Genomic DNA, 16070 nt, shown 5'->3' with positions numbered 1-16070 from the left:
GTTGACAAGCTAGAAGGATTTTGTTATTGTAAAGCTCAACACAGGGGGAGGACATCACCTCTGTCTAAACAGCGGTCAGGGTTTCCCAGACTGAAGAATCTCGCTTTTTCCCGTAAGGGCAACGTCGGGAGTATGTCAATTATATCAGGGCTTATGCAGCCAAACAAGAAACCAGGTTTATTGCCCTGATGATTATTTTTTGCTCTCAGGAAATTTTCTCGACCGACCCAGTTGCTGCGTAAGTCCTGTCTATTAAACTCCCTACTGGTTTAGCATTACCAAAAATTTCTTAATTCAGCCAGTCGGCGATCGCCTCTATTTGGTCTGTTGATAATAAAGGTGGGTTATGACCACAAGGAAAATGCTTCACAGTTATTTGAGGATAAATAGATTGCATTTTCTCAATAGTTTCTGGCAACAACAGATAAGATTCTTCACCATGTAACAGCAATACAGGAGAACTTACTGATGACCAAATTTGCCAAAAATCAACTGGTTTTAGTTCACCTGTACTAACTCTAAACATATCTATAATAGACAAATCGTAGTGTAATTGATATTTGCCTTCGGAAGTCTTTTTAACAGTATATTTAGCTATATGTTCCCATTCTGAATCAGTCAATGCACCATAATCAGAATAAAATTCTCTAACATATTCTGTTACTTGAGTCAAATTCTCAAAATCAGGATTTCCTTGACTTAAATATTTTCCAGCCCAACGTTTTAAACTTTCAGGAACAATCTCTGGACCAATATCATTCATAACTAATCTGTTAATTAGAGAATTTTTTTGAGAGGCAATAAACATTCCAATTAAACCCCCCATTGATGTTCCTACCCAATCAATATTACTGAGATTTAATTGATTAATTAAAGTCAAAATATCTGAGATATAAAGAGGTAGACCATAATCAGATGAATTGGATAACCAATCACTTTTTCCTCTACCTACTATATCTGGGCAAATAATTCGATATTTTTCTTGCAAAGCAGTTGCTAAATAGTCAAAATCTCTCCCTGTACGACTAAAACCATGAACACAAATTAACACCCTTTCATTATGAGGATTACCCCATTGAGTATAAGCTATCCTATGCTGACCTTTCGGGTTTTTACATTCTATATATTCGTAATTTACCATTATCTTTTTCTATCCTAGTTATCTGTAAATCCTCGTTAAAATTATTGTTTTCTCTTCTTATCCTGCAAATTTGAAACTCAACCATTAAGCATTCAGATATTAGCAGTCAGCAATCAGCTTTTTTTGTGAAGGTATTAAAACAATTTACTTGAAGATTTATGGAATTAAAATGTGCTTTCAACTCTACCATAAAATCATATTTTAGTGCTTCACAAATGCCATCTGAGTGCCTGTATTTGTGAATCTAATTACCGATAAAAGAGTTACGAATTAGGAGGCTCACTGATGGTTATTGGCGTAGCATTACGCAGGAAATGCTTACCGAATAATTAATAGTTAATCATTAATAGTTGATAGTCAATTAATTATTCATTCAACAATTCAGGTTCAAAGCCTCCCATTTTAAGGGGATAAATCAAAAATTTTCCTTTGAGTTAATCCCCTTCTTTTAAGAAGTGGTAATTATTAGTTATTAATTGTTAATTGTTAATGACTGAACAATGGATAATTCATCGTTAGATAATTGATAATTAATCAATTAGGCTTAATTGCCTTTCCTAATAATTTATAATAAACAATTGATAATGAAATAGTTTTTTAAATATCTAATTTTCTCTCCCTATTTCTATCTAACTTGTTCACCTCCCCTAATTATCAATTATCCATTATTCATTATCCAACTCCTGATAAAAACTAAATAACTGCCTAGCTAAAGCTGTATTTGTATACTGACTCATTGCCTTATCATAACCTTTTTGCCCCAAACTTTCAGTTAATTCTTTTTGTTCCATTAACTGCATTAAACGGTCTTTTAATTCTTCAACATTTCCCTCTGGAAAAACCAAACCAGCATCCCCAATTACATGAGGAATTTCTCCAGAATCAGAACCTATTACAGGAACTCTACAAGCCATTGCCTCAATTAAGACATGACCAAATTGTTCTTTCCAACCAACAGAAGTTAAAGTTTTAAATTTATAAGTAGTTTCTGATGGCAAAACCAAAGTATTCATCAGATTAATATATTTTTGTACATGGTCGTGAGGCACACTTTCTACGAAAATTAGCCTATCTTTAATGCCTAATGCTGTTGCTGTTTCCACCAAAGTTGTTTGTAATTCACCCCTACCCAATAACAACAATTTCCAATTTTTTTCCTGTAAACCTGCTAGAGATTTAGTTAAAGTTAATAATCCTTTTTCCTCAACAAAACGACCCACAAAACCAACCACAAAATCATCAGCTTGAATCCCTAAACTCTCTCTTAATTCTGTTTGAGGTTCTGGTTTAAATAAAGTTTCATCTACTCCTAATTGAGGCATAACTTTTATCGGACCTTTGTAACCTCTATCTCTTAAAATATCTTCCCCATCCTTATTACCTGCAACAATTCCATCAGTATTTCTGAGGTTATAACCTTCTAACAAAGAAATAGGAAATTTCAGTTCATAAGGTAAATTCCACCAAGTGAAAAATAAATTTTTAGCCTTGAGTCCTAAAAGCTTATTAAAAGTAATAAACTGAGCATAAGTCAAAGCCTTAGAACCCTGTTCTACTTGAATAATATCTGGCTTAAATTTTCGGAGCAAACTAATTAAGTCAGGACCGAAAGTTAGTAAAGCTTGATTATTTTCACTGTAATTAGAAATAGGTACTACTTGAAAAGAACCCTCATCAATAAATTGGGTTTCAACTATTTGACTTTGTACCCCTTTTGGATTCCAACGTTGAGGTACAACAACCGTAACTTCAATACCAGGTTCAAGTTTAGCTAAAGCGCGTAACTTTTCCCGATTAAGGTCAACAATATAGGTATGGCTAGCTATTAATATTCTCATGGTTTTTATTGTATAAAATTGTATAATTTAGTATTTATCAAACAGTATATAAGTACCTGGTCATAATTGAAATAATGTGAATTGGAGGAGTCAAGAGTCGTAGGGGCGATTTCGTTTCCTGCGGAATGCTGCGCAAACCGAATGCTGTCGCTTTCCGCGTAATTAGGAGCATTCCCTAGGAAATCGCCGATACAGGATTCAGAATGGTTTTAGTAAATTTACTTGTTGTAATTATTTTAAGTTTAATTTTTCCTACCTACTAAGTAGGTAGGAAAAATTTTAAGTTAGGATTTTTAATTCAGTTTTTTCCTTTCTAAAATATCTATTTTTCCAATAAAAAAATCTTTCCTAATTCTGACTTACTTTATGTTATTTTTCATCCCTGGTTATGTCTAACCAAGCTACTAAATCAGATATATTTTTGAAATTCAACATTGCTTGAATTAATTGTTCTAATTCCCTTTTAATATCTCCAAGACTCAAAAACTGTTGTAACTCCGAAATTATTGCTATAGAATGGAATAGGTAACAGTAAGAAAAACATTTCCCCTGATTTGATTTATCATCACTTTATATCCTAAATAACCCTTTCTTTGGATTAAATTATCCATTATCCATTATCCATTATCCATTATCCATTATTAATTACTTTGTCGAGTATAAATTTGACCGTCATCCCAGATAGATTTAATCCTTGTTTGAACCGCACTCAAAAAACCAAGACTATAAAAACTGCCACGAGTAATTATTTTGATAGGAGAACCACCTTTATAACAAGGTGGGTTGCCCAAAACATGACAATCAAATAATTTGGCAAAGAAACGCAAACATTGATTAGGAGTGAGATTTTTTAACCCCATAAAAAAGTGATTGTGATAGAAAGTAACTTGATACTTTAGTGACCTTGTAGAAATATCATGGCAACCTCCACTTTCTTCACCCAAGTGAACTAAAGAAGCTTCTGGGTCAAACCAAATCTGATAACCAGTTTGTCGCAACCTCAAACAAAAATCCGACTCTTCCCGTACTGCACTACCACGAAACCGCTCATCGAAACTCAGGCCATACTTAGTAAAAATCTCTCGGCGATAGGACATATTGCAGCCTCTTGCTGAGATGACTCGTTGAGCTTTAACCGTATGTACCAGATCGATATGATACCAAGCAATACCGGGGTCTGATGCTTCTGGAGGTAAATCCTCTATTTCCAACTCTCCACCAGAATCTCCTAATTTCATCCGGTCAAATACTCGTCCTGCAACTGCCCCTATCTCTGGGCGATCGACATAGTTACGAGCATGGGCAGCCAAAAAATCTGGTTCCATACGGACATCATCATCAATAAAAAGGATTATTTCCCCACTACAATGTCTAACCGCATAATTTCTTGCCCCTGGTAAACTTGCCCAAGTCAGATGGAACAATTTAATTTTTCCAGCATTAGCTTGTTCTTCTAAATAAGCTTGAGTTTCTGGTTTATGAGTCGCAGTTTGGTCAACTACTAAAATTTCAAAATTAGGGTAGTCTTGCTTAATAAGATCTGCTATGGTATCTACTAGAGGTTCTTCCCGATTATAGGTAGGAATAACAACGGAAATGGGAATAGTTAATTGTTGATTTTCTAGGGTTAGAGATTGTGCGTTCATTTTTCTCCTTCTTATTTACTATTTTCCATTTCTTCTTCAGCTTTGATTCTTGCCTGTTCCTGTTTATCAATTTCTGGTAGCCTCATAACGACTCCAGCAAAATACCAATAATAAACCGCAACTGGGTCTACATCAAGAGGGTAATAATAAGTGTTATAACTAATAATCATAACAAAAACCCAATAGCTTGCACCCAAACTGCGTAGATTTTTATCTTTAACTGACCGATAAGCTTTAAAACCAGCAACAGTAACACTTGTTAATAGGACTAACATTGCAATTGCGCCTATAGGTCCTATTTCATACATTAACTTAGGATAATAAGTCTCAATTAACCTAGTTTTAGCAAAAACTCTAGTTGAGTTAGTAGCTCGCCCTACTCCATTACCAAAAACTCCATCTTGTCCATGACTAGATTCCTCAAATTGTTGGGCAATAAAAGCAGTGGGTGGTGAAGCTTGCCACCTACTCACAAAACTATCTATCCGCTCTTGAACAACTGCGGGATTTGATACTATTACCCCTCCCAGTACAACACCTAGTCCAATACCAATAGGAAGAAACCGTTTGAGGTTAGCTACCTGACCTGTTAAGACTAATAGTATTATTGTTACTGTGGGAACTAAAGCTAGAGCAATTCTTTGACCGCTAATAGCTGCATTAACAAAAACTACTGCCATTCCAAATAAACCTGCTATTCGCCAGACGGGAGAGGGATCGCAAAAAGCAACTGCAAAGGTAAAGGCAGCATTGGAAATCAAAAACCATCCCCACTGCCAAGGTGCAACAAAGGTACCAGGCAAACGAATTACACCCTGACTGGGGCTAAATAGTAGAGCACCTCCTATTAAACATTTAGCTTCTAGGGTTGCCTTAAATAATTGGTCTCCAGTAAAACCACGAGTACCGTTACACTTTCCAGATGCAAGGAATTGGTACTGTACCATACCAAGTAAACAGCAGATAATAGCCAGAATTACTGTAAGACGGGCAGCAAATAATAACTCTCTTTTACTTTTAAGTTTATAATAAGCCCCTGTAATTAGAGGTACATAGCCAAGCATTACTTTAAGTCCCAATATTCCCTGTGCAATGAATTGATCGGGTTTCTTGGATTGGTTAAGTACAACACCTGGTCTGGGTGGAGGTGGATTAAACTGTCTAGCACCATTAACAAATATTAGGGTGATTAGACACAACCCCAATAAAAAGTACAGGGGATTTTTCATTGCCTTGGGAATAATAAATGGATTTCCTGTCTTTTTGCACCACAGGCCAACGGCAATTATTGCAGGAATATAAAACCCATCTTTTGCTAACTGAAATATTGGACTTCCGCCACCAATCCAGTAAGTTACGGTACCAGCAAAGGGCATATAGATCATAAATCCCCAAAGCCCCAACATTGGATACTTGAAGGAAAGAGCTAAAACTGCTACACCACCACCACCAGCAAGAGCTATTTTTGGGTCTGCTACAAAAAATAATGTTATCCCAATAACAGCACCCAAGCCACCATAAGTAACCAGAGCGCCGATGACTTCCTGAATTTGTTTAGCCCTTTGACGCTTTCTGGCAGCTAGCTCTTTTTTGCTAATCTGGGGAGCAGCAGCTTTGCCTTTCTTTTTTGATTTGCTTTTTAATTTTTTTTTAGACTTTTGTTTTGTTGGCATTGTTGAGTCAGTTTTAACTAGCTATCAGCTTTTAGCATTCAGATATCAGCTTTGTAAGCTTGGGGTTAAAATCCCCTTCTAAACTTGAAAAAAATAATCTTGCTGAGTGCTGAGTGCTGAGTGCTGACCGCTTTTTCAAGCCAGATGTTGCTGGACTGCTAAAACTAAGTTCTCAGTCCAAGAGTTTGCTAGTTCAGCATTAATTGCTTCTACCATAACTCGAATTACTGGCTCTGTGCCAGAGGCTCGGACTAATACCCGCCCAAAATCTGCTAGAGCTGTTTCTGCTTCTTCAATAGCTCTGACTAATGGTTCGCAGTTTTTCCAGTTCGCTCGGCGATCGCGGTCTTCAACCCGGACATTTCGGAGCAATTGGGGATAGGTCTGAAAGCTTTGGTCTACTAATTCTGCTAGAGAAACTCCAGAATTTTTAACTAGAGTGGCCAAATGCAAGGCCGTCATTAGACCATCTCCTGTAATGGCATAGTGGGGACAGAGAATATGTCCTGATTGTTCTCCACCTAACATTGAACCTGTGCGCTCCATTTCTGCATGAACATATTGGTCTCCCACTTTAGTCCGTAACATTTGTCCACCCTGTTTCTGCCAAGCACGTTCAAAGCCTAAATTTGCCATGACAGTAGTAACAATTAAATTGTTTGGTAGTAAGCCTGCTTTACTTAAGCTTTGGCCCCAAAAATAGAGAATATAATCTCCATCAATAGAACGACCTTGAGAATCTACTGCTAATACTCGGTCAGCATCTCCATCAAAGGCAAATCCCATATCAGCTTGATTTTCTATTACTGCTTGTTGGAGAGTATGAAGATGGGTCGAACCACAGTTAACATTGATCAGATCGCCGTTTGGTTGGTCATGTAAACAAATAATTTCTGCCCCCATTCCCTGAAAAACTTCTGGGGCAGTATGAACTGCTGCCCCCCAAGCTAAGTCTAGAACTATTTTCATTCCCTGCAAATATCGTGGTGTTAAAGGAGAATGTAGAGATGCTTGGTAGTCTTTGACTAATTCTGGTCTATGGTAATGCTGTCCCCAGTTACTATGGATGGTGGGAAAATCCGCCGTTCCTCTAATTCCAGATTCTATCTGTTTCTGTAATTCTGGAGGGAGTTTTGTACCGTCGGAGCCAAAAAATTTAATTCCATTATCTTCGGGTGGATTATGACTAGCAGAAATCATTACCCCGCCTATTGCTTCTGAAACGCTAGTAAGATGGGCAACACAAGGAGTAGGGCATAAACCTAAATTCCAAACTTCTAAGCCTGCTGCTGTTAAACCTGCTGATAGAGCCATGGCTAACATATTGCCAGAGTTTCTGGTATCTTGACCCATAATTATCGGGCCGGGGTTTGGAGAATATTGGCTCAATACTTGTCCAGCCCAAAAACCTATTTGCAGGGCTAAGGGGGCGGTGAGTAGTTCTCCTGCTTTGCCTCGGATGCCATCTGTACCGAATAAGGGGGTTGTGGGCAGTGAGGTGTTGTTCCAAGGCAATGTTGTTGTTATTGCTTTGGGTGATAAGTTAAAGGTGTTTTGTCCGTAAGTTGGTTTGAATGATGGTGTTGCTACCATAATTTTCACTCCTCGTCAATATTTAGTTATTCTCACTCTCAACAAAGAGAATAGCACCTCCGGACTTAATACTAAATAATGAGGTGGGGTGGTGGGGTGATGGGGTGATGGGGTGATTGAATATAGTTATAAACATACACTGTATAACTGGATTCTATCTCAATCTTTATGGTTATTGATTAAATTTTGGTGATTTTCACTCATATATTCTTCTCACTAAAGAAGTCTTTTGTAGGTTGGTTTTCTTGATCTACAACATTCCTTATTCCTTTTGAGCTGGGAAACAATACTTTTTAGTTTAATTAGTTGAATAAAAAATCATGTATATAGGCGAAATACTCCTATTAGATTATATGGTATCACAATTTTTTTGAGGATGCAACTGAAAGTCTTTTGACGCGCGACTTTTTTAGGGAGCTTGGCAGAATGAAAATGTTTTTGGCTCTGCACTTAAGAGGGAGGGCTGGAAAGATTTGATGAGGAAAAAACAAGCATCTGTAGTCAAGTAAGTTCTACAAGATGAAAATATTTCTGGTACTGCTTCTTGGAAAAATTCCTGAATATTTTAATTGAATAAAAAGTCATGTGTATATACGAAATAGCCCAGTCAAACTTTAGGATATCACAATTTTTGTGAGGATGCAACCGAAAATCCTTTCTTTGACAGGCGATTTTTTTCAGATACCTCTTAGAATGAAAAAGATACCAAATAGCTTCTATTCTCCCACCATCCCATCACCCCATTTCTGAATTATCTCCCTAGTAGCTAAACCAGTTTTTTCCCAACTAAACTCTTTAGCTCTAGCCAAACTTAAGGTTGAGAGCCTCGATCGCTCCCCCCCATCTTTAGCAATAATATTCATCCCATCAGTTATTTCTCCCACATTTTTTGGGTTAACCAAAATAGCAGCATTTCCAGCAACTTCTGGCAGAGATGAAATATTAGAAGTAATAACAGGAGTACCACAAGCCATTGCTTCTAATACTGGAAAACCAAACCCTTCCCACAAACTAGGAAAAACCAGAGCGATCGCCTGATTAATTATTTTGGGTAATTTTGAATAAGGAACATAGTCAAGAAATTTGACTAATTTTGTTAAACCTAATTCTTTAATTTGAGTTTTTAATGTTGGCGTATAGACATTATCTGTAGGTCCGGCAAGCCATAATTCATACTCAGAAAAATTAGGCAAATTAGCAAAAGCTTCTATCAACCGATGCAGATTTTTATAATGGTCGTGGCGACCTAAATAAAGAAAATAATTTTGCTTAGGTAAGTCTAAAAATTGGAATCTTTGAGAATCATAACCTAAAGGAATAGGAGTAATTTTTTCAGGTGGTATTTGGAAAAAATCAGTAATATCTTTTGCCGTAGCTTGAGAATTACAAATAATATGTTCTGCCTGACTTAATACTTGGGGAATATAATATTTGAAATAAGCAGTTAAGCGAGAACCAGGTTTAGGAAAACGTAAAGGAATTAAATCGTGAGCCATCACAATATAACGACACTGAGAAAATAATGGCGCTTCTGGAAGAGGAGAAAAAAGTATATTTCCTTGTAATTTTTTATAGATATTTGATAATTGAAATTGAGTCCATAATAATCGTCGTAAATGACCTTTAGTTCCTTGAGCGGGAGTCATATTATTAGGGATTATATGGCAGTTAAAATTAGGAATATTATTAGGAACTAATAAAGTAGGATTAAGTTGTTGAAGTTGTGGCAGGATGTTATTAGCATAGATCGATATTCCTGTTGGTTCTGGGATTAATACTGATAAATTAATAAGAAGTTCATTAGACATTTATAATTAGAGCCAAAAAATTTAAATTGTGTAGGTTGGGTTGAAGAACGAAACCCAACATTATATTTTACTATTTGATAATTTATTGGTAGTTAAACTAAGGCTAATATAGTTGGTTTGAGGAATGTTAGCTCCGCTTATCCACAGGATAAAACCAACATTTCAGTTAAGGATTTTTTGGGCAAAGTTGTAATATCTAAAAGCCCATCTTTAGGTTGCCAATTAGAGGAATTTTTGTCTCATCTGAACCCTATTGAGATTTTGTTGGGTTTCACTTTGTTCCAGCAAACCTACGATTATCTACAGGTAAAATAATAGCTTTGATCGATATTTAACAATCTGTCGTAACCAACCATTTTAGATTATCTTGGTTTTCACTTCGTTCTACCCAGCCTACGATTATATCTGATAAATTTCCCAATGGCTTTGAGTTTAGCACCAGCTATTTTATAATTTATTGGTAGGTAAAATAAAGCTCCTATAGTAATTCTGAGTAATCTATATATTAAAACTAATTTATTTGTATGTTTTTCTAAACTCAATAGATAGCTATAGATGCTATACTCAAGTTTTAATTCTGGTTTTTTATTGGTAATAGAAGATGGTTGATGAATTACAGATATTGTTTTAGTGATGGCTATTTTATGACCTTGTTTTATATAACGTCTACAAAAGTCAAAATCTTCATAGTATAAGAAATAATCTTCATCAAACTGAGGGCATTTTTCAAAGTTTTTGAGGTTAATTAACATACTGCATCCTGTCACCCAATCTGTGATTGATGTTTCTGTGTTTGAAAGAGATTCATTTGCAATTATTTTGCCAGTTTCAGGAATAAATTTTCCGCCACCAAACCAAACTTCACCTGTGGGTTCGTAGACAGTTGTTCCTAATATAGAAATTTCTGGATGAGTTACTAAGAAATGATCTGCTTTTTCCAGAGAATCAGGTAATAAATAAGCGTCAGGATTAATTAACCAAACTATTGCTTGGGAATTTTGGGTATAAATCCAATTTAATCCTAAATTACAGGCTTTACCATATCCTAAATTATTTTCTGAGTTGATAATAATTATAGTATTTTCTTGGAGTTGATAAATAGACTTATCATCGGTCGAGTTATTAATAATTATAATTTTTTGAAATAGGTAGGAAGTTAATTGAATTGAATTGATTAATTTTTTAATTAACTCAGTTGAATAGTAGTTAACTGTGAGAAAGTAGATAGTCTTTATATTAGTTTCTCCTTCGGGGAGGGTTGAAAGTTTAGGATAAACCGGGTTTTTTCACAAACAAACATTGTCTAATTAGAAATTATCCTAATAAAAACCCGGTTTCTTAGGGGTGAAATTAGGCGTGGGAAAATTTAATTTCAGTTATTAGTTAGCTATACTAATCCTAAATGATTCGTGAAAAAAAAATGTAGGGGTTTGGTTTCAAACCCAAGGGAAAAACGGATTTGGAGAACAAACCCCTTTCGATAAAAGGAGAAGTTTGAAATGAATATAGCCTTTAAAAGTTGGCTTTTATAGTCAAATTCAATTTACCTGATTAATAAAGGTTTTCTTTCAAACTAAAATAAATAGCTGACTGCTGAATGCTTACTGCCTAATCATGTTAATTCTATTTGACTATCATCTCCGATCAGAAACCGTAATGCTTTAGGACGTTGTGGAGCATTAATTAGTTGGGCACGACGACCGAGTAAACTATCAACAATACGTTGATGAATTTCAATAATTTTTGCTCCTTGTAATATGACACTGTGTTCTAGGTCAACATCAATTAAAGTGACATTATCGGCAATACTACTATAAGGACCGATGAAACAATTTTCTAGGTGACAGTTATCACCTATAATTACAGGACCTCTAACGCTACAATTAATTAGTTTTGTATTTTCACCAATTTTTACCCGTCCAATAATTTGACTTTGGGAATCTATTTCTCCATTTACTGAATTAGTTATACGAGTATCTAAAATAATTTGATTGGCACTAAGTAAATCATCTTTTTTACCTGTGTCTAACCACCAACCTTCTAAAGTTCGTGCTTCAACAGAAATTTCTTTATCTTTTCCATAAGTTTGTTGGTCAATTAAATATTGAATAGCATCAGTAATCTCTAATTCTCCTCTAGCTGAAGGTTTGATATTAGCAATGGCATTATGTATTTTATTAGAAAAGAAATATATACCTACAAGTGCTAAATCTGATGGTGGAACTTTAGGCTTTTCCACCAATCCTAAAACTCTTCCTTTTTCATCTACTTTTGCTACACCAAAAGCTGTGGGATTGGGAACTTTTCGTAACAGAATTAAAGCATCTAACTCTTCCTGTTTAAAAGTATATAAAAATTGATCGAGCTGACTTTCAATGATATTATCTCCAAGATACATTATGAAAGGAGAATCTCCCAAAAATGGTTGAGCAATTTTAACAGCGTGAGCTAAACCCGCAGGTTGTTCTTGGAGAATATAAGTAATTTTAGCTCCGAATTTTTCGCCGTTTCCTGTTAATTCTTGTACCTCTTTTCCAGTTTCTGGACTAATAATAATTCCAATGTCAGTAATACCTGCTGCAACAATACCTTCAATCCCATACCACAAAATAGGCTTATTAGCAACTGGTACTAATTGCTTTGCTCCTGTATAGGTAAGAGGACGTAGCCTTGTTCCTTTTCCACCAGAGAGAATTAATGCTTTCATGTTAATTTACTATTAGGGGTTTTTGCGGTAGTTTGCGTTTTTGGGGCTAATTTTTTTCCAGTCTAACATAAGGTTGATTGGCAATCAATTGTCATTTTAATAAGCAAGAAGGAAGAAGGAAGAAGGAGTAAATATTGAAAAAAAAGGAAAAATGATAGATATAGCAATCCTAAATTGGTTTTGACAATTTTTATGATAGTTAGTTTGAGCTTAAAATCTTTAAAATTATGACTCCTGTACGGGCGAATTCCTGCGGAATGCGGAGCAAACGCTCCCCCCTACAACCAAAATATTACAGCTATGCAGAGGATTGCTATATAGCTATCTAATATAAATTGGAGCAGCTATTTTTAAGTATCTATTTCTAGATGTAACTTTTTGTAGCGTTGTTTTTTTTGAAGTGGTATTAAAGACCTGATAATTGTATTTCATGTTAATGAAAATAACTATAACTTATTGCTAATGGTAGAAAAGAATTTTATCTAAGCATTCAGCCATCAATTATTAGCAGTCATTTCTAAAAGTGGAAGACAAATTTTCCTATTCACCTCATACTATTACTCCTAAAAAAAGATATAGCTTGCCCATTATATATCTCCAGAAAAGAGGGAACAGGGAACAGGGAACAGGGAACAGGGAAAAGTAAATAAAGAATAGATAATTTATGGATGATAATTGATTTGATTTTTAATTTTTGGAGATGTCTATTAGATATCTCATATTTTGATAGACTATAAACATTAAGCCGTCAGCTATTAGCCATTAGCTTCAGATATGTAGGAAGTTAGATGAGAATATTGAAACACTTAAATTCTTGCTTAAATAAGGTTTAAAGCAGATATGAAAACCTTAAATATCCATAGTAAATCTGTTTAATGCTTTAACAAAAAAGCTGATTGTTGACTGCTAATAGCTGTTTGCGCAGCATTCCGCAGGAAATGCTTACGATACACTTTTGAATACTTACATTTTTTTTGCTATCTTTATGCTATCTCAATTCCGATAGCATCAGTATTGTCAAGAATAAGGAATAATAAAAAATGCTTTAAACCCCGAAAAAACTTAAATTTATTATACATATTAAGCCTTGGCTTTATACAAAATAAACCAGCGGAAATGAGCTGAACATAGTTTCCTATAACATTTTTTCAGTAATCATCATAAACATGAAAAAATCCTCTTTCTTAAAATTATTAAATACTGAATTTAATTCACAGTATAGCTTTCTAATTAATAGCATAATTTTTTTGACTGTAGTTTTGATAATTCTCTCCATAACATCAATATATGTATCTAACGAACATACAATTTATTGGTGGGATTTTGTCGGATATCAGAATGCTGCGAATAATTTAACAAATTTATTTCGAGTATCCACTCAAAGAGCTATTGATGATATTTTAGGTTCCTTATCCCAACAAAAAAATTATCTAATTACACTACCATTAATTCCATTTTTATATATTTTTGGCAACCACAGAATTATTTATATCCTCAGTCTTAATCTTATCTATTTATTACCATTTAGTTTATTGATAGGAGCAATAGCTACAAAATTAATTCCGACTAATTCTCAATGGGTATTTTGGTCAACAGTAGCGATCGCCTTACTAATACCTATGAGTTGGAGTCCGACTTTAAGAGGATATCCCGATATAGGAGCGACTTTACCCATTTTATTGGCAATTTTGTTTTACATAAAAAATATTAGATTAACCGCTTGGTGGCAAATTCCTATTATTGGATTTTGTTTAGGCATATCTATAGTTTTAAGACGACATTTTGCCTATAGCGCCATAGCTTTTCTAGCTGCTATTAGTTGTCAAACTATGATTAACTTTTTGATAACTTTCAAATCTAGCAAAACTTCCAAGAAAAGACTTTTAGAAAGCGCCATAAAAATTAGTCTGATTTCCCTAACATCATTCCTAACAATATCAATATTTGCCTGGGGTTTTATCCAAAGTTCTCTAACAGAAAATTATCGAACTCTTTATGCAGCTTGGAGCTTATCAATACCCGACATATTCTGGCGTTATAGCTGTTTCTATGGATTAATAACCTTACTATTAATTGCCATAGGATTTTCTGTAGGAGTTCTGAGAAAATTTTTAATTCCATCTACTACTATTTTTCTCTTATTATTCGGAATATTTTCCGTAGCTGAATGGTTAATTTGGCTGCGCTATGGCAACATTCATTACACCCTACATTTAACCCCAATAATAGTTTTAGGAATCACCTCATTTATCTGGATAACCATTCATACTTTTCCAGGCAAAACCAAATTAATAATTCTCAGCATTACCGGAATATATTTAATTATTAATCTCACCCTTGGTTTAACACCACTCGGCAAATTCAATAACCCCCTACGACCATTATTTGCCAGTAACTTTTCCCCATTAACTCGTTCCGACTACAACGAAGTTTTGCGTTTGACCGACTATCTAAATAAATTAGCACCAAATCGAGAATTAGTATATGTAGCTGCTTCCTCAAATCAATTTAATGCCAATATTATTAGAAACTCGAACCGGATAATTAATCCTCAAAATTGGTCGAACTTAAGAGCAATAAGTAAACCACATATTGACACCCGTGATACTTACCCATTGCCAGAATTATTAGCAGCACAATATATAGTTATTGCTCATCCATTTCAGAAAGTATTATTAACTGATGAACAAGTATTAAAACCAGGACAACAAGATTTAGTCAAATTGGTCTATGATGCTTTTACTCAAAATTTACCCATTAGTCAAGACTTCCAAAAATTGCCAGAAGAATTTGTTCTAGACGGAGGAGTAACTATTAGTTTTTATCAAAGAATTCGTCCGACTTCTATAGCAACTGCCGTACAAACTTTATCAGCAATGCAACAACAAGTTCCTCAACGTCCGGGTAGACAATTAGACTGGATGAGTTTAAGTCAATCTCCTTATATTACTTATAATTATTCGGCAGTTACTCAAGTTTCTGATGATAGTTATAATTTAATGACAGACCCTTCCGATGTTACTAAACAAACATCTAAATATTTTCTCTATTTAGGAGAGTTATCTTCTCCCGTCAAAATTACTGGTAAGCTAAATTTTCTTAATCAAGAATGTAATGGTTTATCTCTTAGCTTTTCTCTATTAGATGAGCAAGGAAATTTGCTTGATACAACTGCTAAGAATTATTTTCCAGGAGTTACCTCAGATTTGATTTTTTCTCTTGCGGGTAAAAATCCTGTTTATCTACTTCTGGAAAATTTGAGTATTGAAAGTAATAAGTTAACTGATAAATGTGGATGGATAATTAATAATCTAGTTGTTGATGAGTAAAGAATGTTTTCTGGAGATAAAGACTGATAATTATTTTCCCGAAGTTACTTCTGATTTGATTTTTTCTGCTGCGGGTAAAAATGCTGTTATCTACTTCTGGAAAATTTGAGTATTTACAGGGATAAATGTGGATGGATAATTCATCTCTGGTGGCGGGGTGCTTTAACAAATGTTATTAACTGTTGCCTATAGAGCAATAGTCAGAAAATTTCAGCATCCATCTCTGGTGGCGGGGTGCTTTAACAAATGTTATTAACTGTTGCCTATAGAGTAATAGTCAGAAAATTTCAGCATTCATCTCTGGTGGCGGGGTGCTTTAACAAATGTTATTAACT

The 16070-nt window shown here is 34.8% G+C and carries 9 protein-coding genes and 1 pseudogene; 1 reads left to right on the top strand and 9 read right to left on the bottom strand.

Features of this window, described 5'->3' with window-relative positions:
* Positions 1-289 precede the first annotated feature (289 nt).
* The 9 genes and pseudogenes from ACP6PK_RS06560 to ACP6PK_RS06520 form a co-directional block, all read right to left on the bottom strand.
* Positions 290-1141, bottom strand: a complete 852-nt coding sequence (locus ACP6PK_RS06560; protein WP_426558800.1) for an alpha/beta fold hydrolase — start codon at positions 1139-1141, stop codon at positions 290-292.
* Positions 1142-1806: 665 nt separating this feature from the next.
* Entirely contained in the window at positions 1807-2979 is a 1173-nt protein-coding gene (hpsO, locus tag ACP6PK_RS06555; RefSeq protein WP_426558798.1) for a hormogonium polysaccharide biosynthesis glycosyltransferase HpsO, read from the bottom strand.
* A gap of 641 nt (positions 2980-3620) precedes the next feature.
* Positions 3621-4625, bottom strand: coding sequence for a hormogonium polysaccharide biosynthesis glycosyltransferase HpsN (hpsN, locus tag ACP6PK_RS06550; protein WP_426558796.1), 1005 nt, complete (start codon positions 4623-4625; stop codon positions 3621-3623).
* Between the two features lie 11 nt (positions 4626-4636).
* The gene (gene hpsL / locus ACP6PK_RS06545; protein ID WP_426558794.1) at positions 4637-6298 is read right to left on the bottom strand and encodes a hormogonium polysaccharide biosynthesis protein HpsL; all 1662 of its coding nucleotides are present in this window, start codon (positions 6296-6298) and stop codon (positions 4637-4639) included.
* A 135-nt stretch (positions 6299-6433) separates the two neighbouring features.
* Positions 6434-7891 carry a phosphoglucosamine mutase gene (glmM, locus tag ACP6PK_RS06540; RefSeq protein ID WP_426558792.1) on the bottom strand — a complete coding sequence of 486 codons (1458 nt, stop codon included), beginning with the start codon at positions 7889-7891 and terminating at the stop codon, positions 6434-6436.
* A 716-nt stretch (positions 7892-8607) separates the two neighbouring features.
* Complete coding sequence (locus ACP6PK_RS06535) at positions 8608-9699, bottom strand: glycosyltransferase family 4 protein (RefSeq protein ID WP_426558790.1); 1092 nt, start codon at positions 9697-9699, stop codon at positions 8608-8610.
* A gap of 374 nt (positions 9700-10073) precedes the next feature.
* Positions 10074-10451, bottom strand: coding sequence for a glycosyltransferase family 2 protein (locus ACP6PK_RS06530; protein WP_426558788.1), 378 nt, complete (start codon positions 10449-10451; stop codon positions 10074-10076).
* 33 nt (positions 10452-10484) lie between these two features.
* Positions 10485-10886 (bottom strand): annotated as a pseudogene (locus tag ACP6PK_RS06525) (glycosyltransferase); the annotation flags it as partial.
* Between the two features lie 425 nt (positions 10887-11311).
* Complete coding sequence (locus tag ACP6PK_RS06520; RefSeq protein WP_426558786.1) at positions 11312-12406, bottom strand: glucose-1-phosphate thymidylyltransferase; 1095 nt, start codon at positions 12404-12406, stop codon at positions 11312-11314.
* A gap of 1247 nt (positions 12407-13653) precedes the next feature.
* Between ACP6PK_RS06520 and ACP6PK_RS06515 the strand changes: the two genes are divergently transcribed.
* Positions 13654-15735 carry a glycosyltransferase family protein gene (locus ACP6PK_RS06515; protein ID WP_426558784.1) on the top strand — a complete coding sequence of 694 codons (2082 nt, stop codon included), beginning with the start codon at positions 13654-13656 and terminating at the stop codon, positions 15733-15735.
* Positions 15736-16070 lie beyond the last annotated feature (335 nt).

Source organism: Dapis hubbardiae BLCC-M172, from assembly GCF_050016015.1.
In the GTDB taxonomy this organism is placed as follows: Bacteria; Cyanobacteriota; Cyanobacteriia; order Cyanobacteriales; family Microcoleaceae; genus Trichodesmium.
The sequence above is the reverse complement of the archived record's forward strand: the minus strand, read 5'-3'. Positions and strand labels throughout refer to the sequence as shown.

Coding starts and splice junctions, on each gene's coding strand:
- hpsL (WP_426558794.1), bottom strand. CDS start 6,298: ATGCCAACAAAACAAAAGTCTAAAAAAAAATTAAAAAGCAAATCAAAA.
- hpsO (WP_426558798.1), bottom strand. CDS start 2,979: ATGAGAATATTAATAGCTAGCCATACCTATATTGTTGACCTTAATCGG.
- ACP6PK_RS06560 (WP_426558800.1), bottom strand. CDS start 1,141: ATGGTAAATTACGAATATATAGAATGTAAAAACCCGAAAGGTCAGCAT.
- ACP6PK_RS06535 (WP_426558790.1), bottom strand. CDS start 9,699: ATGTCTAATGAACTTCTTATTAATTTATCAGTATTAATCCCAGAACCA.
- hpsN (WP_426558796.1), bottom strand. CDS start 4,625: ATGAACGCACAATCTCTAACCCTAGAAAATCAACAATTAACTATTCCC.
- ACP6PK_RS06520 (WP_426558786.1), bottom strand. CDS start 12,406: ATGAAAGCATTAATTCTCTCTGGTGGAAAAGGAACAAGGCTACGTCCT.
- glmM (WP_426558792.1), bottom strand. CDS start 7,891: ATGGTAGCAACACCATCATTCAAACCAACTTACGGACAAAACACCTTT.
- ACP6PK_RS06530 (WP_426558788.1), bottom strand. CDS start 10,451: ATGTTAATTAACCTCAAAAACTTTGAAAAATGCCCTCAGTTTGATGAA.